Source organism: Streptomyces sp. LZ34 (assembly GCF_053890475.1).
Window position 1 is genome coordinate 10087663 of record NZ_CM132680.1, and the last position, 23716, is coordinate 10111378.

The following is a 23716-nucleotide window of genomic DNA, read 5'->3' on the forward strand; positions in this document are numbered from 1 at the left end:
GAGATGCGGAGGCGACATCCGGAAGGGGGCAGGAGCCGGATAGTAACCCGGAGCTGACGTATCGGGAGGTGTGAGGAAGAACGCGTCTCAGGGGGTGAGAAGCGACGCTCTGACCTTTGACGAGTGGCTGAAACCGTTCTCATGATGTGGTCATGAAGACGCTGCTGCTCGTTCGGCGGCTGTACGTGGATCTCCTTCGGACGACTACGGCCAGCTGTAGCTGACCCTTGCCGCCGTAGTCCTTCCCGTCCCCTTCGTGTCACCCCCGGCGCGCCCCCGCGCTGCCGCATCACCCGGAGATCCCCATGTCCCGCTCCAGACTGCCCCTCGCCGCGGCCTCCCTCGTCTCGCTCACCGCCCTGGTCGCCACCGGCTGCTCCCAGTCCTCCTCCGCCTCGGACGCCAAGTCCTCCGGGGACACCCCGGCTTCGGCGAAGGCGGCGACCGGCAAGAAGCCGGCGCCCTTCGACCAGGGGGAGGTCAAGGTCGCCCTGGTCCGACAGAGCGGCGCGGGCGACTACTTCGAGCAGTGGGGCAACGGCGCCAAGGCGCAGGCCAAGGCGCTCGGCATCGACCTCACCGTGTACGACGCCCAGGCGGACAACGCCAAGCAGGCCACCGACCTGTCGGCCGCGATCAATTCCGGGGCCAAGGCGATCATCGTCGACCACGGCTTCCCCGCGACCATCCAGCCGGAGATCGACAAGGCGGTCAAGAAGGGCATCAAGGTCGTCGTCTACGACGTCGAGACCAAGAACCCCGCGGTCGTGTCCACCAAGCAGGACGATGCCAGCATGGCGAACGCCGTCCTTGACGTGATGGCCAAGGAGCTCGGCAAGAAGGCCGAGGTCGGCTACGTCAACGTCGCCGGATACGCCGCGCTCGACAAGCGCGACACCGTCTGGAAGAAGCGGGTCACCGAGAACGGCTGGAAGCAGGCCTTCAAGGTCGGCAAGGTCACCGACTCCACCGCCACCGACAACGTCCCGCTGGTCAGCGCCGCCCTCACCCAGCACTCCGGCGTCGCGGGCATCTTCGCCCCGTACGACGAGCTGGCCAAGGGCACCGTCCTGGCCGTCCAGAACAAGAAGCTGGCGGGCAAGGTCAAGGTCTTCGGCGCCGATGTGTCCAACGCCGACATCCAGGTCATCACCGAGAAGAACAGCCCCTGGGTCGCCACCGCGGGCACCGACCCCTCCGCCGTCGGCGCCGCCGTCGTCCGGACCACCGCCCTTGAGCTCGCGGGCCAGTTGAAGACGGAGTCGGTCGAATTCCCGGCCGTCGCGATCACCCGTGACTTCCTGGTGAGCAAGAAGATCCAGAATCTGAACCAGCTGCGCTCCGCGCTCCCCGCCCTCAACCTCAGCAAGGTCAGCACGGCGGACTGGATCCCCAATGTCGCCCACTGAGCCGACGGCTGAATCCGGGGCCGGCGCCGCGGACGTGCCCGCGGTCTCGCTGCGCGAGGTCGGCATGGCCTTCGGTGGCAAGCCGGTGCTCACCTCGGTGTCCCTGGGCATCGCCCCTGGCAGCGTGGTCGCGCTGCTGGGGGCCAACGGGGCGGGCAAGTCCACCCTGATCAAGATCCTCTCCGGGGTGCACGCCGGACACAGCGGCCAGGTCCTGGTCGGCGGGGAACCCGCCGCGCTGCCCTCGCCCGCCGCCGCCCACGCGCTCGGCATCCGGACCGTGCACCAGCGGATCGGCGAGGGCGTGGTGCCCGGCCTGTCCGTCGCCGAGAACCTGGTCTTCGAGGAACTGGCCCAGCGCGGCGGCAACCCGTTCCTCAAGCCCCGTCAGCTCCTCGCCCGCGCCCGCGAGATCCAGGACACCCTCGACCTCGGCTGGTCCACCGACCTGCTGCGCCGAGACGTCGCCGAGCTCGGCATCTCCGACCAGCAACTGCTGATCCTCGCCCGCGCCCTGTCCACCCGCCCCCGGCTGCTCATCCTCGACGAGCCGACCTCGGCCCTGTCCGCGGCCGAGGCGACGCGGCTGTTCGCGATCGTGGAGCGGATGCGGGCCGACGGGATCGCGGTGCTCTACGTCTCCCACCGGCTCGGCGAGATCGACTCGCTCGCCGACCGACTGGTCGTCCTGCGAGACGGCCGTCTCACCGAAGACCTCGCGCGGCCCTTCGACTGGGACCGCGCGCTGCGCGCCATGCTCGCCCAGCCGCAGGCCGCGGCCACCGCCCGGCCGGCCGACGGCGGGCGCGGCGGGGCCGTAGCCCTCTCGCTGCGCGGCGTGCCGCTGCTGCCCGGCCGGCTGCCCCAGGACCTGGACCTGCGCGAGGGCGAGGTCACCGGCATGGTGGGGCTGCTCGGCGCGGGCAAGACCGAGCTGGCCCGCGGGGTGTTCGGCGCCGAGCCGTTCCGCGCGGGGGAGCTGGAACTGGACGGCGAGCCGTACCGGCCGCGCCGTCCCGCCGACGCCATCCGCAGCGGCGTGCACCTGGTGCCTGAGGACCGGCACGCGGACGCGCTGATCCCCGGCTGGTCGGTGGCGCGCAACATCTCGCTGCCGTTCCTGTCCAACCTCTCCCTCGCCGGTCTGGTACGGCGTGGCCAGGAGGCCGAGCTGGGCCGCCGCACCATCGGCGAACTCGGCGTCGTCACCCGCGACGAGACCAGCCCGGTCGAGGAGCTCTCCGGCGGCAACCAGCAGAAGGTCGTGGTCGGCCGCTGGCTCGCCGAGCGCCCCCGCGTCCTCCTGCTGGACGAGCCGTTCCGAGGCGTGGACATCGGCGCCCGCCGTGACATCGGCCGCCGTGCCCGCGCGCTGGCCGCCGACGGCTCGGCCGTCGTCGTGCTCAGCGCCGACGTCGACGAGGTCCTTGAAGTCGCCGACCGCGTCGTCGTCCTCGCCGACGGCGAGATCCGCCTCGACGCGTACGGCGCCGACGCCGAGCGCGACCAAGTCATCCGGGCCATCTCGGCAGCCGTGTGACACCGCGCAAAACCACACCGGAAGCAGCATGAGAAGACGAAGGAAGAAGCAGGCCCTGCGATGACCCTCACCCCTTCCACCGCCCCGCCGGTGACGGCCGGGAAGACGGCCGCGGCGGGCGCCGGTCAGCGCGTCCAGGGCGCCGTCGTCACCTACGGCTTCATCTTCGTCACCGTCGCCCTCTTCGCGTTCTTCTCGCTCACCGAGCCCACCTTCCGTGACTCGGCGACGCTCCTGGACACCCTCCGCTATGTCTCTGTCGCCGCGATCCTCGGCCTCGGCGTCACCCTCACCATGGCGGTCGGCGGAATGGACATGTCGGTGGGGGCCGTGGCCGGGCTCGGCGTGACCGTCGCCGCCAAGACGATGGTGGTCTACAACCAGGTCGGCACGGTCGCCGTGCTCGCGGTGATCGCGGCGGGCGCGCTGGTCGGACTCGTCAACGCCCTGCTCATCGTGGTCCTCAAGGTCCCCGACATGCTGGCCACCCTCGGCACCCTGTTCGTCGTCCAGGGCCTGAAACTGATCCTCGTCGACGGCCAGTCCATCTCGCCCGGCATGACGCTGGACGACGGCACCACCGCACCCGGCAAGTTCACGCAAGGGTTCCTGTCCATCGACCGGGGCACCGTCGCCGGGGTGCCGATCTCGGTGGTCATCTTCGCCGGACTCACCCTCGCCGCCTGGATCTTCCTCTCCCGCACCCGCTGGGGCCGAGTGCTGTACGCGATCGGGTCGAACCCCGAGGCCACCCGGCTCGCCGGCGTCCGCGTCGGCGCCTACCGCGCGCTCGCCTACGTCCTGTCCGGCGTCCTCGCCTCCGTCGGCGGCCTGATCCTGGCCTCCCGGATCGGCCAGGGCGATGTCTCCGCCGGCACCTCCCAACTGCTGGAGGCGGTCGCCGTGGCGCTCGTCGGCACCTCCGTGCTCGGCCGCGGCAAGCCCAATGTCTGGGGGACCGCGCTCGGCGCCGTCCTCATCGGCGTCATCACCACCGGCCTGACCATCAAGGGCCTGCCGTACTACACCCAGGACGTGGTCGAGGGCGCCGTCCTGATCCTCGCCCTGGTCTTCAGCTTCACCCTGTCCCGAGGAAACCGCCGATGACACACCCGCCGCACACCGACGCCCCGCCCGCCTACCGCGTCCTGGAGCCCGAGGACATCCCCGACTACCTGCGGGGCCAGGGCCACTGGAACGGCGACGCCATCGAGGTCCACGAGGTCTCCGACGGCAACATGAACCGGGTCTTCATCGCCCGCGCCCCCGGCGGCGGCCGCAGCCTCGCCGTCAAACAGGCCCTGCCATGGGTCCGCGTCGCCGGCCCCTCCTGGCCCATGAGCCCCGCCCGCGCCGACGCCGAGGCCCGCGCCTACCGCCAGGTCGCCGCCGTCGCCCCGGACACCATCCCGGCCATCCACGGCTACGACACCGACAACTACGCCCTCACCATGGAGGACATGTCCGACCTGCGGGTGCTGCGGACCCACCTCAACGAGGGCGGGAGCTACGGCGCGGTCTCCCGCCACATCGGCGCCTTCGTCGCCGCGCTGTCCTTCGCCACCAGCGACTTCGGCATGGCCTCCGCCGCCCGCAAGGAGCTCATCGCCACCTCGGTCAGCCCCGAGCTGTGCAAGATCACCGAGGATGTGGTGCTCAGCGAGCCCTACCTCGAGCACGAACACAACCACTGGCACGACAGCCTGGACGACCTCGCCGCCGCCTTCCGCGCCGACACCGCGCTGCGCACCGAGGTCGCGGCCCTGCGGCACATCTTCATGACCAGCGCCCAGGCCCTGCTGCACGGCGATCTGCACACCGGCAGCGTCATGGTGGGCACCCGCCGGGGCGCCGACGTGGTCCGGGTCTTCGACCCCGAGTTCTCCTTCGTCGGACCGGTCGGCTTCGACCTCGGCCTGTACTGGGGCAATACCCTCGTCTCCGAGCTGCGGGCCGACGCGCTCGGCACCCCGGGCGACCACGCCCACCAGCTCGCCCTGAGCTGGGACGCCTTCGAGGCGGAGCTGCGCAGGCTGTGGCCGACCCGGGTCGACACCTTCTTCGACGACGCCTACCTGGACCGCTTCCTCGCCCAGGTGTGGTCCGAGAGCCTGGGCTTCGCCGGCACGGAGATCATCCGCCGCGTCATCGGCTTCGCCCACCTCACCGACCTGACCACGCTGCCCGACCCCGGCCCCGCCTCCCGCCGCGCCCTGCTGCTCGGCCGCGAGCTCATCCTGGGCCGCGACCGCGTCCCGGACGCCGTCGGCGTCCGGGCGCTGGTCGAGGAGGTCAGCTCCACAGCGTAGAGGGCGCCTCGCGGCGGACCACCGGGGCGATCTCCTCGGCGAACCGCTGGAGCGTCTCCCGCTGTTCGACCGGGCCGAGGCCCAGGCCGTCCACCGTGACCGACTGCAGGTCGTGCCGGTACACCTCGTGATACCCGAGGATCTTGTCGATGATCGACTGCGGGCTGCCGATCAGCTGCGGCCCGTTCTCGATCGCGTCCTCGATGGTGCGGAACGGGGTGTTGTAGCCGGGCTTGTCGGCCAGATGGGGCTTGAAGGACTGCCGCACTCGCTCCTCGTACAGGTCCTTGTAGCGCGCGATCGTCTGCTCGACGGTGTCCGCGATCAGCAGCCCGCCGGAGCCCGCGGCGACATGCGCCTGCCGCGGGTCGTGCCCGTACGCCTCGAACCGCTCCCGGTAGTGGCGGATCAGCTTCGCGTACGCCTCGCGCGGCTGGATGGCGTTGGCGGTGAACAGCGGGTCGCCGTGCTTGGCGGCGAGCTCCGGAGAGTTGAGGCTGGTCGCCGAGCCGTGCCAGACCCGCGGCGGCCCGTCGTACGGGCGGGGCACGGTCGTCACGTCCTTCAGGGGCGGCCGGAACTCGCCCTCCCAGGTGACCTTCTCCTCCCGCCACAGCCGCCGCAGCAGCTCGTACTTCTCGGCCTGCAGATCCCACTGCCGCGCCTCGTCGAGCCCGAACAGGTCGAAGTGCCCGGCTTCCGCCCCCTTGCCCACCACCAGCTCGAGCCGGCCGCGTGAGAGCTGGTCCAGCGTCGCGTAGTCCTCGGCGACCCGCACCGGGTCCAGGACGGCGACCACGGTCACGCCGGTGAGCAGCCTGATCCGGGACGTACGAGCCGCCAGCGCGCCCAGCACCACCGTCGGGCTCGACGACAGGAACGGCCCCGCGTGCCGCTCGCCGACCGCGTACGCGTCGAAGCCCAGCCGCTCGGCGGCCACGCCGGTCTCGACGACCTCCTCGAACCGCTCGGCGGGAGAGGGGAGTTCACCGGTGAGGGGATGCGGGGCGTGGCCGATCAGGGACAGTACGGAGAACCTCATGATGTCCTTCCCGCTGCGGCGACCGCGTGCCGGGAGCCCGGGATCGCGGCGAGCAGTTCCTCGGTGTACGGGTGGGAGGGCGAGCCGAAGACGTCCTCCGTCGGGCCGGTCTCCAGGACCCGGCCGCCGCGCATCACCGCGACCCGGTCGGCGACCTGCCGTACCACGGCCAGGTCGTGGGAGATGAACAGATAGCTCAGCCCCAGGTCGCGCTGGAACTCCGCGAGCAGATCCAGGATCTGCGCCTGCACCGACACATCCAGCGCGGAGACCGGCTCGTCGCACACCACCAGGTCGGGACCCAGTGCCAGCGCCCGCGCGATGGCCACCCGCTGCCGCTGGCCGCCCGACAGCTCGGCAGGCTTGCGGCGCAGCGCGGAGCCGGGCAGCGCCACCCGCTCCAGCAGCTCGGCCGCGCGGGCGGGCCGCTCCCTGCGGCCGCCGACCCCGAAGGCGCGCAGCGGTTCGGTGATGATCTCGGCGACGGAGAAGCGCGGATCGAGCGAGGCGTACGGGCTCTGGTACACGATCTGCATCCGCTGCCGCAGCCGCCGCAGCGCGCCACCGGACAGGGAGGTGATGTCCTGCCCGTCGAAGGACACCCGCCCGGCCGTCGGGTCGGCCAGCCGCACCACCATGCGCGCGGTGGTGGACTTGCCCGACCCGGACTCCCCGACCAGCGCGAACGTCTCGCCGCGGCCGATCCGGAAGCTGACGTCGTCGACGGCGAGCAGCGTCCTCGCGCCGCCGCTGCCGCGCGGCAGCGGGAACTCCTTGACCAGGTTCTCGACCACGACGAGGTCGCCCCCCGCCGCCGCGCCGACCTTCGCTCCCTGCCCTTCACCACCCGGCCCCGGGCCCGGCCACCCCCGCGCCCAGCGGCGGCCGCCGCCGGACAGCAGAGCCGCCCGGCGGCCACGGAACAGCCCGGCCGGACCGTGGCGGCCCGCGGGACCGGAGTCGCCCGCGGGGCCGGGTGTGCGGGCGGTGTTCGGCGCGCTGTCCGGGTCGTGCCTGTCCGTGTGGTCGCTCGGCGGGCCCTGCCGGCCCACGCTCCCGCCCGAAAAGGCGCCCGCCGGGCCCGGGGCGCCCGCGCGGCGGCCACCGAACAGCCGGCCCGGAGCCGCGTGGCGGGCGCTCGTCAGGCTCGGCGCGCTTGCCAGCAGGCCGCGCGTGTACGGGTGGCGCGGGGAATCCAGGACCTCCCGCACCGGGCCGGTCTCGACGACCTCGCCGCGCGACATCACCACGATCCGCCGCGCGCGGTCCGCCGCCACGCCCAGGTCGTGGGTGATCAGCAGCATCGCCGTGCCCGACTCGCGGGTGAGCGTCTCGATGTGGTCCAGGATCCGCCGCTGCACGGTGACGTCCAGCGCGCTGGTCGGCTCGTCGGCGATCACGAGCCGGGGGCGGGCGGCCACCGCGATCGCGATCAGCACCCGCTGCCGCATCCCGCCGGACAGCTCGTGCGGGTACTGCCGGGCCCGTACGGCGGCGTCCGGCAGCCCGGCCTGCTCCAGGATCCGCACCGCCTCGGCGCGCGCCGCGGCCCGGTCCGCCAGGCCATGGATCTCCAGCACCTCGGCGACCTGCCGGCCGATCCGCTGCACCGGGTTGAGCGAGACCATCGGGTCCTGCGGGATCAGCCCGATGTCGCGGCCGCGCCGGGCGCGCAGCACGGCGTCGCCGGCCGTGGCCAGGTCGGTGCCGTCGAAGCGGATCTCGCCGCCTTCCAGCCGGCCGCCCGCGGGCAGCAGACCGATGAGCGCGTGCGCGGTGGTGGACTTGCCGGAGCCGGACTCGCCGACGACCGCGACGACCTCGCCGGGCGCCACGTCCAGGTCCACGCCGCGCACCGCGGCCAGCGTCCCCGTACGGGTGCGGTAGGAGACCCGCAGGCCGCGGACCGACAGCAGGGGTGCGGGCGGAGTGTCTGCCGTCATCGTGTCTCCTCGCTCTCCCCGTCGAGCGCGCGGGAGATTCTGCCCGCGGCCAGCACGGTGGCCGCGATGGTGAAGCCAGGCAGGGTGGTGAGCCACCAGGCCGTGGCGAGGTAGTTGCGGCCGCCGGAGACCAGGGAGCCCCACTCGGGGGTGGGCGGCTCGGCGCCGTAGCCGAGGAAGCTGAGCGCGGAGACGGCGAGCACGACGGTGCCGAACTCGACGGCCGCGAAGACCAGCACGGGCCCCGAGGCGTTCGGCAGCACGTGCCGGAAGAGCACCGAACCCCGGCGCGCCCCCGCCGACCGCGCCGCCTCGACGTACGTGGCCTCGCGCACCCGCAGCACTTCCGACCGCATGATGCGGGCGAAGCTCGCCACGCTGGTGATCCCCACCGCGATCGCCACCTTCACCGTGCCGAAGCCGAGCGCGGTGACCAGGGCCAGGGAGAGCAGCAGGTTGGGGATGGCGAGGAGGACATCGGCGACCCGCATCAGCGCGTCGTCGACCAGCCCGCCCGCATACCCGGCCAGCAGCCCCAGGCCCGAGCCGACGACCAGCCCGACCGCCACGGCGAGCGCGGTCGCCTTGAGCGAGAGCGCCGAGCCGTGCACCACGCGCGCGAACAGGTCCCGCCCCAGCTGGTCGGTGCCGAACGGATGGTCCCAGCTGGGTGGCTGGAGCTTGTCGGCGGGGACGCCGGACAGCGGGTCCTGCCCGGTGAACAGGCCGGGGAAGAAGGCCGCCAGGAGTACGGACGCGAGCACCGCCACCGACAGCACCAGACCGGGGCGGCGCAGCCAGAACCGGGCCCGGGCCCGGCCGGGGGAGCTGGTACGGACTGCCGGATCGGCGCCGTTCAGCAGGCCCGCCGTGCCGCTCATCGGGCCACCGCCGATGCCGTCCGGGCGGTGGTGATGCGCGGGTCGAGCAGCGGATAGACGAGGTCCACCACCAGGTTGGCGAGGACGAAGGCCACCGCGCCGAAGACCACCAGACCCTGCACCACCGGAATGTCCTGCGTGGTGACGGCCGAGGCGGTGATCCGCCCGATGCCGGTGCGCGAGAAGACGGTCTCCACGATCACCGACCCCGCCAGCATGTTGCCGACCAGCACCCCCGCCACGGTCAGCGGCGGCAGCGCGGCGTTGCGTGCGGCGTGTCCGAAGTGGACCCGCGCTCTGCTCGCGCCCTTGGCCAGCGCCGTCTCCACATACGGCTCGGCGAGGGTGCGCCGCAGGCTCTTGGCGAAGACCTGCGCGAGGACCGCCCCGGTGGGCAGGGCCAGGGTGATCGCGGGCAGTACGAGGCTGTCGAACCCCTCGTTGCCGATGGCCGGCAGCAGCCCCCACCGGAACGACACCACCTGCACCAGCACCAGACCGACCCAGAACGGCGGAGCGGACACGGCGAGCGCGGGCAGCGACAGCAGGGCCTGGCGGAGCCAGTGGCGGCGGGTGTACGTGGCGGCCAGCGCCACCCCCGCCCCCAGCACGGTGGCCAGCAGCAGCCCCGCCCCGGTGAGCTGAAGGGTGGCCGGCAGCTGTCCTGCGATCAGATGGCCGACCGGGTCGCCGCTCTGCACGGAGATCCCGAAGTCGCCGTGCAGCGCGTCCCACAGCCGGGTGCCGTACTGCTCGATCAGCGGCTTGTCGAAGCCGTACGCCCGCTTGACCTCGGCGAGCTGTTCCGGGCTGATGTCATTGGTGTCGGCGCCGCCCGCGGCCATGATCGAGACCGGGTCGCCGGGCAGCAGGTACAGCACCACGAAGGAGGTGGTGAAGGCAGCCCACAGCACGAACACCGCTTGCAGCAGCCGATACGCGAGATAGCGCGTCATCGTGATCCCCTTGTTCGCTCTGCTCAGGAGAGCCAGGTGTCGTGGAACTGCAGCCGGGAGGAGGCCTCGAAGTCCAGGCCGTGGACCTTGGGGGACAGGCCGAGCACGGTCGTCAGCTCGAACACCGGGACCTGGTAGGCCTTGTCCAGCACGATCTCCTGCGCGCGGGCGACGTGCTCGGCGCGCTTCGCGGGATCGGCGGCCGCCGACTCCTTGTCCAGCTCCGCGTCGAGGGCGGGGTCGTCGAGGTGGGAGAGGTTGAGCAGCTTGCTCGAGAAGGCGGTGCGCAGGATGTCCGGGTCCACGCGGGTGGTGTTGCCCCAGGAGTAGTCGTAGTCGCCCTTCTGCCGCACGGCGACGTAGTCCCCGATGGACACGGACTTCAGGGTGAGCTGTACGCCGATCTTCTTCAGCTGCTGCTGGAGCAGCTCGAGCGCGGTCTGGTTGGGCCCGAAGTTGGTGGCCCAGACCACCTTGAGGGAGAGCTTCCGGCCGTCCTTGACCCGGATGCCGTCGGGCCCGGGCCGCCAGCCGGCCCCGTCCAGCAGCTTCCCGGCCTTGGCGGGGTCGTACCGCAGCCGCCCGCCCAGGTCCTGGTACGCGGTGGTGGTGCCGGCCAGGGCGCTGGTCGCGGGCTTGTAGCGGCTGCTGAGGACGGTGTCGGTGACCTCCTTGCGGTTGACGCCGAGCTGGATCGCCCGGCGGACCGCGAGCTCCTTGGTGACGGGGCGGCCCGCGTTGACGGTGAGGGCGAACGGCAGGCCGGGGTTGGCGCGGCTGAGCAGGGTGAAGCCGGTGCTCTTCAGCCCGTCCTCGTCCTGCGGGGCGACCCCGCCGATGGCGTCGACCTGGTCCGACTGGAGGCTGCCGGTGCGCACCCCGGACTCGGGGACCACCTTGAAGGAGAGTCGCTGGAGATAGGCCGGGCCCTTCTTGTGCCACAGCGAGGAGCCCCAGCGGTAGCCCGCGCGTCTGCGCTCCTCGACGGACTTGTTGGGGGTGTAGTCGACGAGTTCGAACGGCCCGGAGCCGATCAGGTTGTCCGTGCAGCGCTCGGTCGCGGGCAGCTTCACCGTCGACTTGGCGAGCAGGCCGAGGGTGAAGGTGGAAGTGGCCTGAAGGAACTGGGCGTTGGGGGCCTTGAACTCGACCTTGGCGGTGTGCTTGTCGACGACGGTGGTGCCCTTGTAGCCCGCCAGATAGCTGGTGCCGAGGACCGCCTTGGCGCCGAGCCGCACGATGCCGTCGAAGTTGTCCTTGACCGACTGGGCGTCGACCGGGGTGCCGTCGCTGAAGGTGGCGCCGTCGCGCAGATGGAAGGTGAAGGTGGTGGCGTCCTTGCTGATCTCCCACGACTTCGCCAGCCAGGGCACGATCTTCCCGGTCTTCGGGTCCTGGTCGGTGAGCGAGTCGACCAACTGCCGGGCCGGGTAGATGGCGTCGTTGTTCCCCACTTGCTGCGGGTCGACGCAGGTCGGGTCCGAGGAGAGGGCGAAGGTCAGATGGCCGCCGGAGCGCGGAGCCGAACCCCCGGAGCCGTCGGCGCCGGCCGAGGAGGAGCAGGCGGTGGCGGCGAGCGAGAGCGCCGTGATGGCAGCGAACAGGGCAAAGCGACGGCGTGAGCCGGACATGGGGATACGTCTCCAGGAAGCGAAGCGAAAAGAACCGCGAAGGGAATCGCGAAGCAAAACGCGAAGGGAATCGCGAAACGAAGGGAAAGGCCGTGCGGCGGTGAGGAGCCGTCAGGCCTGACAGATCGCGCTGGAGACGCGGTGCAGATCGATGTGCCGGCGGGCGGAGAAGCGGGCGCGGACCGCGCCGCGCAGGGAGATGTCCCTGGCGGTCATCGGGCGGTACGGCGCGTCGGAAGGCACCCACGGAACGTACCAGGGGCGACACCGCTCTGAGAAGATCCGGTTCGCCACCTGAGACGGACCGCCGTACGCCGAGGGGGAGGCTCCGCAGCGGAGCCTCCCCCTCGTTCGGGAATGTCAGGCCGCGCGGCTGTCCAGCACCTCCTGGACCTGGGCGCGCACCTCCTCAGTGTCCAGTCCACGGATCGTCAACGTGGTGCGGCGGCGCAGCACATCGTCCGCCGTCTGCGCCCACTCGTGGTCGCGGGCGTAGACGACCTGGGCCCAGATCTCCGGGGCGTCCGGGTGGATCCGCTCGCTGAGCGCCGGGTCCTCGTTGGCCAGCCGCGCGATGTCGAAGGCGAGCGAACCGTAGTGCGTGGCCAGGTGGCGCGCGGTGTCCGCGGCCATCCGCGGACCGGGGGTGCCGCCGTCCACCAGCAGCCGGTGCGCGACGGCGTGCGGGTTGGCCAGGCCCGGCAGCGGGACGTGCTTGGGCAGCTGGGATATGGGTTCCATGTCGTCCGCGAGCGGGTGGCCCGGCAGCTGCGCGAGCTTGTTCATGACGGTGCGGCCGATGTGGCGGAAGGTGGTCCACTTGCCGCCCGCGATGGAGAGCATGCCACCGCGGCCCTCGGTGACGACCGTCTCCCGCTTGGCCTTGGCGGTGTCCCCGGGGCCGCCGGGCAGCACCCGCAGCCCGGCGAAGGAGTAGGTGATCAGGTCGCGGGAGAGCTGCTGGTCCCGGATGGAGAAGGCGGCCTCGTCGAGGATCTGGGCGATGTCCTTCTCGTTCACCCGGACGTCGGCCGGGTCGCCCTCGTACTCCTCGTCGGTGGTGCCGAGCAGCAGCATGTCCTCCCAGGGGAGGGCGAAGGTGATGCGGTACTTGTCGATCGGGGTCGCCAGCGCCGCCCGCCACGGTGCGGTGCGCTTGAGGACCAGGTGCGCGCCCTTGGAGAGCCGGATGGACGGGGTCGCGTTCGGGTCCTCCATCCTGCGCAGGTGGTCCACCCACGGGCCGGTGGCGTTCAGCACCAGGCGGGCGCTCACCCCGAACTCGGTCCCGTCCAGGCGGTCCTTGAGCTCCGCGCCGGTGACCCGGCCGTCGGTCTTCCGCAGCCCCACCACCTCGGCGTGGTTGAGCACGGTCGCGCCCGCCTCGACCGCCGCCCGCACCGTCATCAGAGCCATGCGACTGTCGTTCATCTGGCCGTCGCCGTAGACCGCGACCGCCTTGAGGCCCTCGGTGCGCAGCTCGGGGACGTCCCGCGCGGCCTTGTCGGGGCTGATGACATGGCCGACGCCGTCCCGGAAGGCGGAGAGGGCCGAGTACGCGAACACGCCCGCGCCGAGCTTGGCCGCGCCGTGCGGCCCGCCCTTGTAGACCGGCAGGTAGAAGGTGAGCGGATTCGCCAGGTGGGGGGCGACGCTGCGGGAGACCGCGCGTCGCTCGAAGTGGTTCTCGGCGACCAGCTTGACCGCGCCGGTCTGCAGATAGCGCAGACCGCCGTGGAGCAGTTTGGAGGAGGCCGAGGAGGTGGCGCCGGCGAAGTCGCCGGCGTCCACCATGGCCACCCGCAGTCCCGACTGCGCCGCGTGCCAGGCAGTGGTGATGCCCAGAATGCCGCCGCCGATCACCAGGAGGTCGTGCGTTGCCTTGGACAGCTGTTCCCGGGTTTCGGCGCGGCTCGGCAGCGAACCGGCAGCCGGGTGCGTCCCGAGGGCCGGGACGCTCTGCAGGGTGGTCATTTCTTACTCCTCGTCTTCGATCCAGCCCATGGTCCGCTGCACGGCCTTGAGCCAGTTCTTGTACTCGCGGTCGCGGACATCCGCGTCCATACGGGGGGTCCACTCGGCGGCGCGGCGCCAGTTGGCGCGCAGCGCTTCGGTGTCCGGCCAGAAGCCGACGGCGAGCCCGGCGGCGTAGGCGGCGCCGAGGCAGGTGGTCTCGGCGACCATCGGCCGCACCACGGGCGCGTCCAGGGCGTCGGAGAGGGTCTGCATCAGCAGGTTGTTGGAGGTCATGCCGCCGTCGACCTTGAGCGCGGTGAGCTCGACGCCGGAGTCCTTGGTCATCGCGTCGACGATCTCGCGGGTCTGCCAGGCGGTGGCCTCGAGCACGGCGCGCGCGATGTGCGCCTTGGTGACATAGCGGGTCAGACCCGCGATGACGCCACGCGCGTCGTCCCGCCAGTAGGGGGCGAACAGACCGGAGAAGGCGGGCACGAAGTAGGCGCCGCCGTTGTCCTCGACCGAGCTGGCCAGGGTCTCGATCTCGGCCGCGCTGTTGATCAGCCCCATCTGGTCGCGCATCCACTGCACCAGCGACCCGGTGACGGCGATCGAGCCCTCCAGGGCGTAGACCGGCTTCTGGTCGCCGATGCGGTAGCCGACGGTGGTCAGCAGGCCGTTGTACGAGTTGACGGGCTTGTCACCGGTGTTCATCAGCAGGAACGTTCCGGTGCCGTACGTCGACTTGGCCTCGCCCTCGGAGAAACAGGTCTGGCCGAAGAGGGCGGCCTGCTGGTCGCCGAGCGCGGAGGCCACCGGCACGCCCGCGAGCACACCCGCGGCGGTGGTCCCGTACACCTCGGCGGAGGAGCGGATCTCGGGCAGCACGGCCGCCGGGATCTCCATCGAGGACAGGATGCGCTCGTCCCAGTCGAGGGAGTGGAGGTTCATCAGCAGGGTGCGGGAGGCGTTGGTGACGTCGGTGACGTGCACGCCTCCGTCGGTGCCGCCGGTGAGGTTCCAGATCACCCAGGAGTCCATGGTGCCGAAGAGGATCTCGCCGGCCTCCGCGCGCTCGCGCAGCCCCTCGACGTTGTCGAGCAGCCAGCGGATCTTCGGGCCCGCGAAGTACGAGGCGAGCGGCAGGCCGGTCTCCCGGCGGAACCGGTCCTGGCCGACGTTGCGGCCGAGCTCCCGGCACAGGGCGTCGGTGCGGGTGTCCTGCCAGACGAGGGCGTTGTGCACCGGCTCGCCGGTGTTCTTGTCCCACAGCAGGGTGGTCTCACGCTGGTTGGTGATGCCGATCGCCTTCACATCGGCGGAGGTGATACCGGCCTTGCTGATCGCTCCGGCGACAACTTCCTGCACGTTCTCCCAGATCTCGGTCGCGTTGTGTTCGACCCAGCCCGGCTTGGGGAAGATCTGCTCGTGCTCCTTCTGGTCGACCGAGACGATGCGGCCGTCGCGGTCGAAGACGATGCAACGGCTCGAGGTGGTGCCCTGATCGATCGCTGCGATGAACGGGCCGGTGGAGTGGGTGTCGGTCATGGCGTGCGGCTCTCCTGCGCGTTAAGAGGGGGTGGGTGGGAGTGGGGCTAGGCGAAGGCGATCTCGTAGATGCCGCCGGCGATGGCGCCGCCGATGAGGGGGCCGACGACGGGAATCCAGGCGTAGCCCCAGTCCGAGCCGCCCTTGTTGGGCATCGGCAGGAGGGCGTGGGCGATGCGGGGCCCGAGGTCACGGGCCGGGTTGATGGCGTAGCCGGTCGGCCCGCCGAGCGAGAGGCCGATGCCAACCACGACCAGCGAGGTGATCAGCACGCCGATCACGCCCAGGCCCTCGCCGTCCGCGTTCAGGCCCTGGGTGAGGATGGCCAGCACCAGCACGGTCGTGGCGATGATCTCGGTGGCCAGGTTCTGCACGGTGTTGCGGATCTCGGGGCCGGTGGAGAAGATGCCGAGCACCGGGCCGGCGTCGGTCTTCGCCTGGGCGGCGGCCTTGGCCGTGTCCTGGGCGCCGGGGCCGCCGACGATCTCGCGGTCGGTGAGATGGGCCTGGAAGTGGCCCAGGTAGGCGACCCACACCAAGGTGGCCCCGATGATGGCGCCGAGCATCTGGCTGACCAGGTAGAGCGGTACGTCGCTCCACTTCGTGCCGCCCTCGATCGCGAGGCCCAGCGTCACGGCGGGATTGAGATGCGCCCCGGACAGGGGCGCCGAGATATACGCGCCGGTCAGCACGGCGAAACCCCACCCGAAGGTGATGGCGAGCCACCCCGCGCCGAACGCCTTGGAGCGCTTCAAGACAACGCCGGCGACGACGCCTCCGCCGAGCAGGATGAGTACGGCGGTACCGATGGTCTCGCCGATGAAGATGTCGGAGCTGGACACCCGCGACTCCTTTGTCCTTCGTCCAGATGGACACCGGGAAGCGCCGTACCACGGGGATCAACCGATGGCCCGTGCCCCCTCGGTGAGGGCTGGTCGGCCTGCGGCGAGTCACACCCTAGCGAATATTGTCGTCAGATGTTCGACAATGCCGACCGACGAACGGCAGTTTTCTGCACGGTGAAGGTTGAGGTCAAGGGTCGTGTGACTGAAAACTCGTACCGGGATGAGCAGGTGCGAACCGACAGATACCAGCCGGTAACTCTCAGAAGCGGCTGGCGCCCAGATCGCGGGAGACGGCCCGCGCGCAGTCCCGCACCGCGGCGACCAGATCGGAGCGCAGCTCGCCCTCCTTGCACACCCGCTCCACCGCGCCGGTGACGGCCACCGCGCCCACCGGCATCCGCCGCCGGTTGTGGATCGGGGCGGCGACCGAGGCCACGCCCTCCCACGTCTCCTCCACGTCCGAGCCCCAGCCGCGCGCCCGGGTCAGGTCCAGGACGGACTCCCAGCCCGCCATGGAGGTCACCGTGTGGGGGGTGAACGCCTCGCGCTCGGCCTCGGCCGCCTCGCTGTGCGCCACCGGGTCGTACGCGGACAGCACCTTGCCCAGGGCCGAGGAGTGCAGCGGCTGCATCGCGCCGACCTCCAGCACCTGGCGGCTGTCGTCCGGCCGGAAGACATGGTGGACGATGAGCACGCCCTGCTGGTGCAGCACGCCCAGATACACGCTCTCCCCGCTGGAGCGCGCCAGGTCGTCGGTCCACACCAGGGCGCGGGCGCGCAGCTCGTGCACGTCCAGATAGCTGTTGCCCAGGCGCAGCAGCTCGGCGCCCAGCTGATAGCGGCCCGACGCCTCGTCCTGTTCGACGAAGCCCTCCTGCTGGAGCGTGCGCAGAATGCCGTGCGCGGTGCCCTTGGCCAGCCCCAGCGAGGAGGCGATGTCGGACAGCCCCAGACGGCGCTCGCCCCCGGCGAGCAGACGCAGCATCGCGGCAGCTCGCTCGAGCGACTGGATGGTCCGTGCCATCGCACACCCCTCCTGACACTACGGTTCGACAATGCTGAACACTATCGGTCCATGCCGACCCCGCGGTACAGCGGGAAAAGGGTAAACGATCAAAGGCCCCTCCGCGGACGGCGCCCATCCCGCCCCACACGAGGTGTCCCGCCACGTGGAACACCCCTCGCCGAGAGCTCCCCGGCGGCTACCCTGGCCTGGTGCGCCCTCCGCCGAAGGAGGGCGCAAAGCCGACAGCCGTCGCACCCCAGGGAGCTCACCCATGGCCTCGCATTCGCCTACATCCGCAGCAGCCGACTCCGTCGACCGGGTCCATGCACTCCGGGAGGCCCTCGCCACCCGGGTGGTGGTCGCGGACGGTGCGATGGGCACGATGCTCCAGGCCCAGGACCCCACCCTCGAGGACTTCCAGCAGCTCGAGGGGTGCAACGAGATCCTCAACATCACCCGCCCCGACATCGTCCACTCGGTCCACACCGAGTACTTCGCGGCCGGCGTGGACTGCGTGGAGACCAACACCTTCGGCGCCAACCACTCGGCGCTGGGGGAGTACGAGATCTCCGACCGGGTGTACGAGCTGTCCGAGGCGGGCGCCCGGGTCGCCCGCGAGGTCGCCGACGGGTTCGCGGCCGACGGCCGCCCCCGCTGGGTGCTCGGCTCCATGGGCCCCGGCACCAAGCTGCCGACGCTGGGCCACGCCCCGTACACCGTGCTGCGCGACGCCTACCAGGCGAACGCCGAGGGCCTGATCGCCGGCGGCGCCGACGCGCTGCTGGTGGAGACCACCCAGGACCTGCTGCAGACCAAGGCCGCGGTCCTCGGCGCCCGCCGCGCCCTGGACGCCTCGGGCGCCGACCTTCCGGTGATCTGCTCGGTGACGGTGGAGACCACCGGCACGATGCTGCTCGGCTCGGAGATCGGCGCGGCGCTCACCGCGCTGGAGCCGCTGGGCATCGACATGATCGGCCTGAACTGCGCGACCGGCCCCGCCGAGATGAGCGAGCACCTGCGCTATCTGGCCCGCCACTCCCGTATCCCGCTGTCCTGTATGCCGAACGCCGGTCTGCCGGTGCTGGGCAAGGACGGGGCGCACTACCCGCTCACCCCGGGCGAGCTGGCCGACGCCCAGGAGACGTTCGTGCGCGAGTACGGGATGTCGCTGGTCGGCGGCTGCTGTGGCACCACGCCCGAGCATCTGCGCCAGGTCGTGGAGCGGGTCCGCGAGCTGACCCCCACCGAGCGCGCCCCGCGCCCCGAGCCCGGCGCCGCCTCCCTCTACCAGACCGTGCCGTTCCGCCAGGACACCTCGTATCTGGCGATCGGCGAGCGGACCAACGCCAACGGCTCGAAGAAGTTCCGCGAGGCCATGCTGGAAGGCCGCTGGGACGACTGTGTGGAGATGGCCCGCGAGCAGATCCGCGAGGGCGCCCACCTGCTGGACCTGTGCGTGGACTACGTCGGCCGGGACGGCGTCGCCGACATGGAGGAGCTGGCCGGCCGCTTCGCCACCGCCTCCACCCTCCCCATCGTGCTGGACTCCACCGAGGTCGACGTCCTCCGCGCCGGCCTGGAGAAGCTGGGCGGCCGCGCGGTCATCAACTCCGTCAACTACGAGGACGGCGACGGCCCCGACTCGCGCTTCGCCAAGGTCACCCGCTTGGCCCAGGAGCACGGGGCCGCGCTGATCGCGCTCACCATCGACGAGGAGGGCCAGGCCCGTACCCCGGAGAAGAAGGTCGAGATCGCCGAACGGCTGATCGCCGACCTGACCGGCAACTGGGGCATCCATGAGGAGGACATCCTCATCGACACCCTGACCTTCACCATCTGCACCGGTCAGGAGGAGTCCCGCAAGGACGGCATCGCCACCATCGAGGCGATCCGCGAGCTCAAGCGCCGCCACCCGGACGTGCAGACCACGCTGGGCCTGTCGAACATCTCCTTCGGCCTCAACCCGGCCGCCCGCATCCTGCTCAACTCCGTCTTCCTCGACGAGTGTGTCAAGGCGGGCCTCGACTCGGCGATCGTGCACGCCTCCAAGATCCTGCCGATCGCCCGCTTCACCGAGGAGGAGGTGCGCACCGCCCTCGACCTCATCTACGACCGCCGCTCCGCCCAGCAGGGGGACGAACCGGCCTACGACCCGCTACAGAAGCTGATGGCGCTGTTCGAGGGCGCCACCGCCAAGTCCCTGAAGGCCGGGAAGGCCGAGGAGCTGGCCGCCCTGCCGCTGGAGGAGCGCCTCAAGCGCCGCATCATCGACGGCGAGCGCAACGGCCTGGAGGCCGACCTGGACGAGGCGCTGCGGGAGCGGCCCGCCCTGGACATCGTCAACGAGACCCTGCTGGACGGCATGAAGGTCGTCGGCGAGCTCTTCGGCTCCGGGCAGATGCAGCTGCCGTTCGTCCTCCAGTCCGCCGAGGTGATGAAGACGGCGGTGGCCCATCTGGAGCCGCACATGGAGAAGACCGAGGACGGCGAGGAGGCGGGCAAGGGCACCATCGTGCTCGCCACGGTCCGCGGCGACGTCCACGACATCGGCAAGAACCTCGTCGACATCATCCTGTCCAACAACGGCTACAACGTGGTCAACCTGGGCATCAAGCAGCCGGTCTCGGCCATTCTGGACGCCGCGCAGGAGCACCGCGCCGATGTGATCGGGATGTCCGGGCTGCTGGTGAAGTCCACGGTGATCATGAAGGAGAACCTGGAGGAGCTCAACCAGCGCAAGCTCGCGGCCGAGTACCCCGTCATCCTCGGCGGGGCGGCGCTGACCCGGGCGTATGTCGAGCAGGACCTGCACGAGATCTACGAGGGCGAGGTCCGCTACGCCCGCGACGCGTTCGAGGGCCTGCGGCTGATGGACGCGCTGGTCGCCGTCAAGCGGGGCGTGCCCGGCGCGTCCCTGCCCGAGCTCAAGCAGCGCCGGGTGGCCAAGCGCGCGGCGGTGGCGGTGGCGACGCCCGAGTCTCCGGCGGTGCCGGTCCGCTCCGATGTGGCCACCGACAACCCGGTGCCCACCCCGCCCTTCTGGGGCAGCCGCGTGGTCAAGGGCATCCAGCAGGCGGACTACGCGTCCTGGCTCGACGAGGGCGCGCTGTTCAAGGGCCAGTGGGGCCTGAAGCAGGCCCGTACCGGCGAGGGGCCGAGCTACGAGGAGCTGGTGGAGACCGACGGCCGGCCGCGGCTGCGCGGCTGGCTCGACAAGCTGCACACCGAGAACCTCCTGGAGGCGGCCGTCGTCTACGGCTACTACCGGTGTGTCTCCAAGGGCGACGACCTGGTGCTGCTGGGCGACGACGGCAGCGAGCTGACCCGCTTCACGTTCCCGCGCCAGCGGCGCGGCCGGCACCTGTGCCTGGCTGACTTCTTCCGCCCGGAGGAGTCCGGCAAGACCGATGTGGTCGGGCTCCAGGTCGTCACCGTCGGCTCGAAGATCGGCGAGGCCACCGCCGAGCTGTTCGCCGCCGACTCCTACCGCGACTACCTCGAGCTCCACGGGCTGTCCGTCCAGCTGGCGGAGGCGCTCGCCGAGTACTGGCACGCCCGCGTACGCGCCGAGCTGGGCTTCGCGTCCGAGGACCCCGAGGACGTCACCGACATGTTCGACCTCAAGTACCGCGGCGCGCGCTTCTCCCTGGGCTACGGGGCCTGCCCCGACCTGGAGGACCGTGCGAAGATCGCCGACCTGCTGCGCCCGGAGCGGATCGGGGTCAAGCTCTCGGAGGAGTTCCAGCTGCACCCCGAGCAGTCCACCGACGCGATCGTCATCCACCACCCGGAGGCCAAGTACTTCAACGCACGGTAACGTCCGCGTCGCGCTCCGCCGCGACTCGCGGGGAACCGCCGGGCGCCGCGCGGCGGGCCGTCGTACACTGGTCGATCCGGTAGAGGCCGGTCGTCTTCCGCATCGCGAAAATCGCGAAAATCGCGAGAGCTGCGAAAACCGCGGAAGACGGCCGGCCTTCGTGCCCCTCGCCCGGAGGTGATTGGATGACCAGCAGCATCCCCGCCGTCGACACCCGTACGGCCGAAGGCTCCGCCCTGCAAGCCGTCCTGCTCGACATGGACGGCACCCTGGTCGACACCGAGGGCATCTGGTGGGACGCGGAGGTCTCCATCTTCGCCGAGCTCGGCCACGCGCTCGCCGAGGAGTACCGCCAGGTGGTCGTCGGCGGCCCGATGACCCGCAGCGCCTCCTTCCTGATCGAGGCCACCGGCGCGGACATCGCGCTCGCCGAGCTGACCGGGCTGCTGAACAGCCGCTTCACCGAGCTGCTCGACGGCACCGTGCCGCTGCTCCCGGGCGCCCGCAGGCTGCTCACCGAGCTGGCCGCGCACGCCGTGCCCACCGCGCTGGTCTCGGCCTCCCACCGGCGCGTGATGGAGGCGGTGCTGCGGTCGATCGGTCCGGAGCACTTCGCGCTCACGGTCGCGGGCGACGACATCGGCCGGACCAAGCCGCACCCGGACCCGTATCTCTTCGCCGCGGCGGGGCTGGGCGCGGACCCGGCGCGCTGTGTGGTGGTGGAGGACACGGTGACCGGGGTGACGGCGGCCGAGGCGGCCGGGTGCCAGGTGGTGGCCGTGCCGTCGCTGGTGATGATCGAACCCGCGGTGGGGCGCACGGTCGTCGGCTCGCTGGAAGAGATCGACGTCCCGTTTTTGCGCACTCTGATCACGGGAATGCACTGATCGCGCACTGAGCGTATTTCGGTAAGGGCAGGCCAGGAAATGGACTGCCCTAATTCCGCTTACCTCGCGGCATGGCCGCGGGAGTGATGTTTCTCACCGCGCCCGCCGTCGACAGGGCGGGGGCGCTCTGCTTCGAGTCCTGTCTAGCCCGATTTGCGCCGACCTATGTGTCCGAATTGCTGGCATCTCGTGTGAAACATGACGGTGTCCGGATATCGGTGAACCGTTACACGTTATCGGGGCGTGATAACGCCTCAACTCCGTTGTGTCCCAGTAGGGCTGGCGTCGCGGACTAATCTCTTCGCGAGTAGTTGATCGATCGCAGGGAGACTCCCGAGAATGAACCGCAAGTCGCTGGTGCTGCCGGTCCTGGCGGGCCTTATGACCTCCACGCTCGCCGCGTGCGGCGGTACCGACGGCGCAGGCTCGGAGGGCGGCGCGATCGTCGTCGGGAGCACCGACCGCATCGAGGCGTCGAAGGTGGCGACCGCGCCGCTGGACCCGGCCCAGGCGTATGACTTCGCCTCCTGGAGCGTGCTGCACAGCACCTTCCAGACGCTGATGAGACTGCCCCGCTCCGGCACCGACCCCATCCCCGACGCCGCCGAGCAGTGCGGCTTCCAGGACCGGCAGAGCGAGCAGTACCGGTGCAAGCTGCGCAAGGGGCTGAGGTTCTCCAACGGCCATGAGCTGACCTCCGCCGATGTGAAGTTCTCGCTGGAGCGGGTGCTGCGGATCAAGGACCAGAGCGGAGTGTGGTCCCTGCTGTCCAACGTGGACAAGGTGGAGACCCCCAACGCCCGCGAGGTCGTCATCCACCTCTCCAGCTCGGACGCGACGTTCCCCTCCAAGCTCACCACGCCCGCCGCGGCGATCCTCGACAGCGAGGTCTACAAGAAGGACGCGGTGCGGAAGGGCTTCGACATCGTGGGCTCCGGCCCCTACACGGCGAAGACCGAGGTGCAGAACAACCGGCTGACGAAGGTGGTCTTCACCAAGAACTCCGAGTACCAGGGCGATATCCAGCCGCGCAGCGACAAGCTCGAGATGCGCTTCTTCGATGACGCCAAGACCATGGAGAAGGCCCTGACCAAGGGCGATGTCGACGTGGTCAACCGCGGCTTCTCGCCCGAGCAGATCGAGCGGATGGACACCACCGGCATCAAGGGCATCCAGCTCCAGGAGACCTCCGGCCAGGGCATCCGCTACCTCGTCTTCGACACCTCCGCCCCGGTGGTGAAGAACAAGGCCGTCCGCCAGGCCATCGCGCACATCGTGGACCGCCAGGCCCTGGTGCGCGATGTGTACAAGCGGACCGCCGAACCGCTCTATTCGATGGTCCCCAACAACATCTCCTCGCACACCAACTCGTTCCACAACGAGTACGGCGACCCGAACGTCGCCGCCGCACGCGATCTGCTCCAGCAGGCCGGCATCGAAACCCCGGTGCAGCTGACGCTGACGTACACGACCGACCACTACGGCCCGGAGACGGCCCAGGAGTTCAAGAAACTCCAGGCCCAGCTGAACGCCAGCGGGCTGTTCTCGGTCAGGATCAAGGGCGTCAAGTGGACCGAGTTCCGCCCGGCCGTCGTCAAGCGGGAGTACGCCGTCTACGGCATGGGCTGGCTGCCCGACTTCCCGGACGCGGACACCTACGTCGCGCCGTTCCTCACCAAGGACAACTGGCTCAACTCGCCGTACCACAACAAGACCATCGAGGACGAGCTGATCCCCAGGACCCGGCAGGAGGCCCAGCGGGCCCTCGCGGTCAAGGATCTCCAGAAGATCCAGAACCTCGTCGCGGGCGATGTGCCGTATCTGCCGCTGTGGCAGGGCAAGCAGTACGTGGCCGCCCGCGAGGGCGTCGTGGGGACCGAGTACCTGCTCGACGCCTCGAGCATGCTCCAGCTGTGGGAGCTCGGCCGCACCAGCGACGGCTGAGT

Annotated in this window: 17 protein-coding genes; 7 read left to right on the forward strand and 10 right to left on the reverse strand. The window is 70.8% G+C overall.

Annotated features, from left to right (window positions below; genetic code table 11):
- Window positions 1–305: 305 nt before the first annotated feature.
- From ACWY4P_RS43145 to mtnK, 4 genes are read left to right on the forward strand one after another with little or no spacing between them, the layout of a single operon-like run.
- Window positions 306–1409: a substrate-binding domain-containing protein gene (locus ACWY4P_RS43145; protein WP_456206281.1), complete on the forward strand. Its 1104-nt coding sequence runs from the start codon at window positions 306–308 to the stop codon at window positions 1407–1409.
- A complete protein-coding gene (locus ACWY4P_RS43150; RefSeq protein WP_456206282.1) occupies window positions 1396–2949 on the forward strand; it encodes a sugar ABC transporter ATP-binding protein in 1554 nt (517 codons plus the stop codon). Before ACWY4P_RS43145 ends, ACWY4P_RS43150 begins: the two co-directional genes overlap by 14 nt.
- Before the next feature lie 60 nt (window positions 2950–3009).
- A complete protein-coding gene (locus ACWY4P_RS43155; protein WP_456206283.1) occupies window positions 3010–4056 on the forward strand; it encodes an ABC transporter permease in 1047 nt (348 codons plus the stop codon).
- Window positions 4053–5258, forward strand: coding sequence for an S-methyl-5-thioribose kinase (gene mtnK / locus ACWY4P_RS43160; protein ID WP_456206284.1), 1206 nt, complete (start codon window positions 4053–4055; stop codon window positions 5256–5258). The genes ACWY4P_RS43155 and mtnK overlap by 4 nt, the downstream gene beginning before the upstream one ends.
- On the opposite strand, the gene ACWY4P_RS43165 is transcribed toward mtnK, so the two are convergent.
- From ACWY4P_RS43165 to ACWY4P_RS43210, 10 genes are all read right to left on the reverse strand, one after another.
- The gene (locus tag ACWY4P_RS43165; RefSeq protein ID WP_456206285.1) at window positions 5242–6300 is read right to left on the reverse strand and encodes an LLM class flavin-dependent oxidoreductase; all 1059 of its coding nucleotides are present in this window, start codon (window positions 6298–6300) and stop codon (window positions 5242–5244) included. The genes mtnK and ACWY4P_RS43165 overlap by 17 nt on opposite strands.
- On the reverse strand, window positions 6297–8243 hold the full coding sequence (locus tag ACWY4P_RS43170; RefSeq protein ID WP_456206286.1) for a dipeptide ABC transporter ATP-binding protein: 1947 nt from the start codon (window positions 8241–8243) through the stop codon (window positions 6297–6299). The genes ACWY4P_RS43165 and ACWY4P_RS43170 overlap by 4 nt, the downstream gene beginning before the upstream one ends.
- Window positions 8240–9124 carry an ABC transporter permease gene (locus tag ACWY4P_RS43175; protein WP_456206287.1) on the reverse strand — a complete coding sequence of 295 codons (885 nt, stop codon included), beginning with the start codon at window positions 9122–9124 and terminating at the stop codon, window positions 8240–8242. The genes ACWY4P_RS43170 and ACWY4P_RS43175 overlap by 4 nt, the downstream gene beginning before the upstream one ends.
- Window positions 9121–10080 (reverse strand): ABC transporter permease, encoded by a 960-nt coding sequence (locus ACWY4P_RS43180; protein WP_456206288.1) that lies wholly within the window; start codon window positions 10078–10080, stop codon window positions 9121–9123. The genes ACWY4P_RS43175 and ACWY4P_RS43180 overlap by 4 nt, the downstream gene beginning before the upstream one ends.
- Before the next feature lie 23 nt (window positions 10081–10103).
- Window positions 10104–11711: an ABC transporter substrate-binding protein gene (locus ACWY4P_RS43185; RefSeq protein ID WP_456206289.1), complete on the reverse strand. Its 1608-nt coding sequence runs from the start codon at window positions 11709–11711 to the stop codon at window positions 10104–10106.
- Window positions 11712–11822: 111 nt separating this feature from the next.
- Window positions 11823–11954 (reverse strand): putative leader peptide, encoded by a 132-nt coding sequence (locus ACWY4P_RS43190; RefSeq protein WP_456206290.1) that lies wholly within the window; start codon window positions 11952–11954, stop codon window positions 11823–11825.
- Between the two features lie 117 nt (window positions 11955–12071).
- Complete coding sequence (locus tag ACWY4P_RS43195; protein WP_456206291.1) at window positions 12072–13685, reverse strand: FAD-dependent oxidoreductase; 1614 nt, start codon at window positions 13683–13685, stop codon at window positions 12072–12074.
- A 3-nt stretch (window positions 13686–13688) separates the two neighbouring features.
- Entirely contained in the window at window positions 13689–15215 is a 1527-nt protein-coding gene (glpK, locus tag ACWY4P_RS43200; RefSeq protein WP_456206292.1) for a glycerol kinase GlpK, read from the reverse strand.
- 47 nt (window positions 15216–15262) lie between these two features.
- A complete protein-coding gene (locus ACWY4P_RS43205) occupies window positions 15263–16057 on the reverse strand; it encodes an MIP/aquaporin family protein (RefSeq protein WP_456206293.1) in 795 nt (264 codons plus the stop codon).
- 262 nt (window positions 16058–16319) lie between these two features.
- On the reverse strand, window positions 16320–17084 hold the full coding sequence (locus ACWY4P_RS43210) for an IclR family transcriptional regulator (protein WP_456206294.1): 765 nt from the start codon (window positions 17082–17084) through the stop codon (window positions 16320–16322).
- 253 nt (window positions 17085–17337) lie between these two features.
- On the opposite strand from ACWY4P_RS43210, the gene metH reads away from it, so the two are divergent.
- The 3 genes from metH (at window position 17338) to ACWY4P_RS43225 (ending at window position 23714) form a co-directional block, all read left to right on the forward strand.
- Complete coding sequence (metH, locus tag ACWY4P_RS43215) at window positions 17338–20883, forward strand: methionine synthase (RefSeq protein WP_456206295.1); 3546 nt, start codon at window positions 17338–17340, stop codon at window positions 20881–20883.
- A gap of 185 nt (window positions 20884–21068) precedes the next feature.
- A complete protein-coding gene (locus tag ACWY4P_RS43220; RefSeq protein ID WP_456206296.1) occupies window positions 21069–21770 on the forward strand; it encodes an HAD family hydrolase in 702 nt (233 codons plus the stop codon).
- A 339-nt stretch (window positions 21771–22109) separates the two neighbouring features.
- Window positions 22110–23714: an ABC transporter substrate-binding protein gene (locus ACWY4P_RS43225; protein ID WP_456206297.1), complete on the forward strand. Its 1605-nt coding sequence runs from the start codon at window positions 22110–22112 to the stop codon at window positions 23712–23714.
- Window positions 23715–23716 lie beyond the last annotated feature (2 nt).

What these genes read in the sequence shown, in the direction of transcription:
- ACWY4P_RS43185 (WP_456206289.1), bottom strand. Translation starts at nt 11,711, where the DNA reads ATGTCCGGCTCACGCCGTCGCTTTGCCCTGTTCGCTGCCATCACGGCG.
- ACWY4P_RS43165 (WP_456206285.1), bottom strand. Translation starts at nt 6,300, where the DNA reads ATGAGGTTCTCCGTACTGTCCCTGATCGGCCACGCCCCGCATCCCCTC.
- ACWY4P_RS43220 (WP_456206296.1), top strand. Translation starts at nt 21,069, where the DNA reads ATGACCAGCAGCATCCCCGCCGTCGACACCCGTACGGCCGAAGGCTCC.
- ACWY4P_RS43145 (WP_456206281.1), top strand. Translation starts at nt 306, where the DNA reads ATGTCCCGCTCCAGACTGCCCCTCGCCGCGGCCTCCCTCGTCTCGCTC.
- ACWY4P_RS43150 (WP_456206282.1), top strand. Translation starts at nt 1,396, where the DNA reads ATGTCGCCCACTGAGCCGACGGCTGAATCCGGGGCCGGCGCCGCGGAC.
- ACWY4P_RS43225 (WP_456206297.1), top strand. Translation starts at nt 22,110, where the DNA reads ATGAACCGCAAGTCGCTGGTGCTGCCGGTCCTGGCGGGCCTTATGACC.
- metH (WP_456206295.1), top strand. Translation starts at nt 17,338, where the DNA reads ATGGCCTCGCATTCGCCTACATCCGCAGCAGCCGACTCCGTCGACCGG.
- mtnK (WP_456206284.1), top strand. Translation starts at nt 4,053, where the DNA reads ATGACACACCCGCCGCACACCGACGCCCCGCCCGCCTACCGCGTCCTG.
- ACWY4P_RS43195 (WP_456206291.1), bottom strand. Translation starts at nt 13,685, where the DNA reads ATGACCACCCTGCAGAGCGTCCCGGCCCTCGGGACGCACCCGGCTGCC.
- ACWY4P_RS43175 (WP_456206287.1), bottom strand. Translation starts at nt 9,124, where the DNA reads ATGAGCGGCACGGCGGGCCTGCTGAACGGCGCCGATCCGGCAGTCCGT.
- ACWY4P_RS43170 (WP_456206286.1), bottom strand. Translation starts at nt 8,243, where the DNA reads ATGACGGCAGACACTCCGCCCGCACCCCTGCTGTCGGTCCGCGGCCTG.
- ACWY4P_RS43155 (WP_456206283.1), top strand. Translation starts at nt 3,010, where the DNA reads ATGACCCTCACCCCTTCCACCGCCCCGCCGGTGACGGCCGGGAAGACG.
- ACWY4P_RS43180 (WP_456206288.1), bottom strand. Translation starts at nt 10,080, where the DNA reads ATGACGCGCTATCTCGCGTATCGGCTGCTGCAAGCGGTGTTCGTGCTG.
- ACWY4P_RS43210 (WP_456206294.1), bottom strand. Translation starts at nt 17,084, where the DNA reads ATGGCACGGACCATCCAGTCGCTCGAGCGAGCTGCCGCGATGCTGCGT.
- glpK (WP_456206292.1), bottom strand. Translation starts at nt 15,215, where the DNA reads ATGACCGACACCCACTCCACCGGCCCGTTCATCGCAGCGATCGATCAG.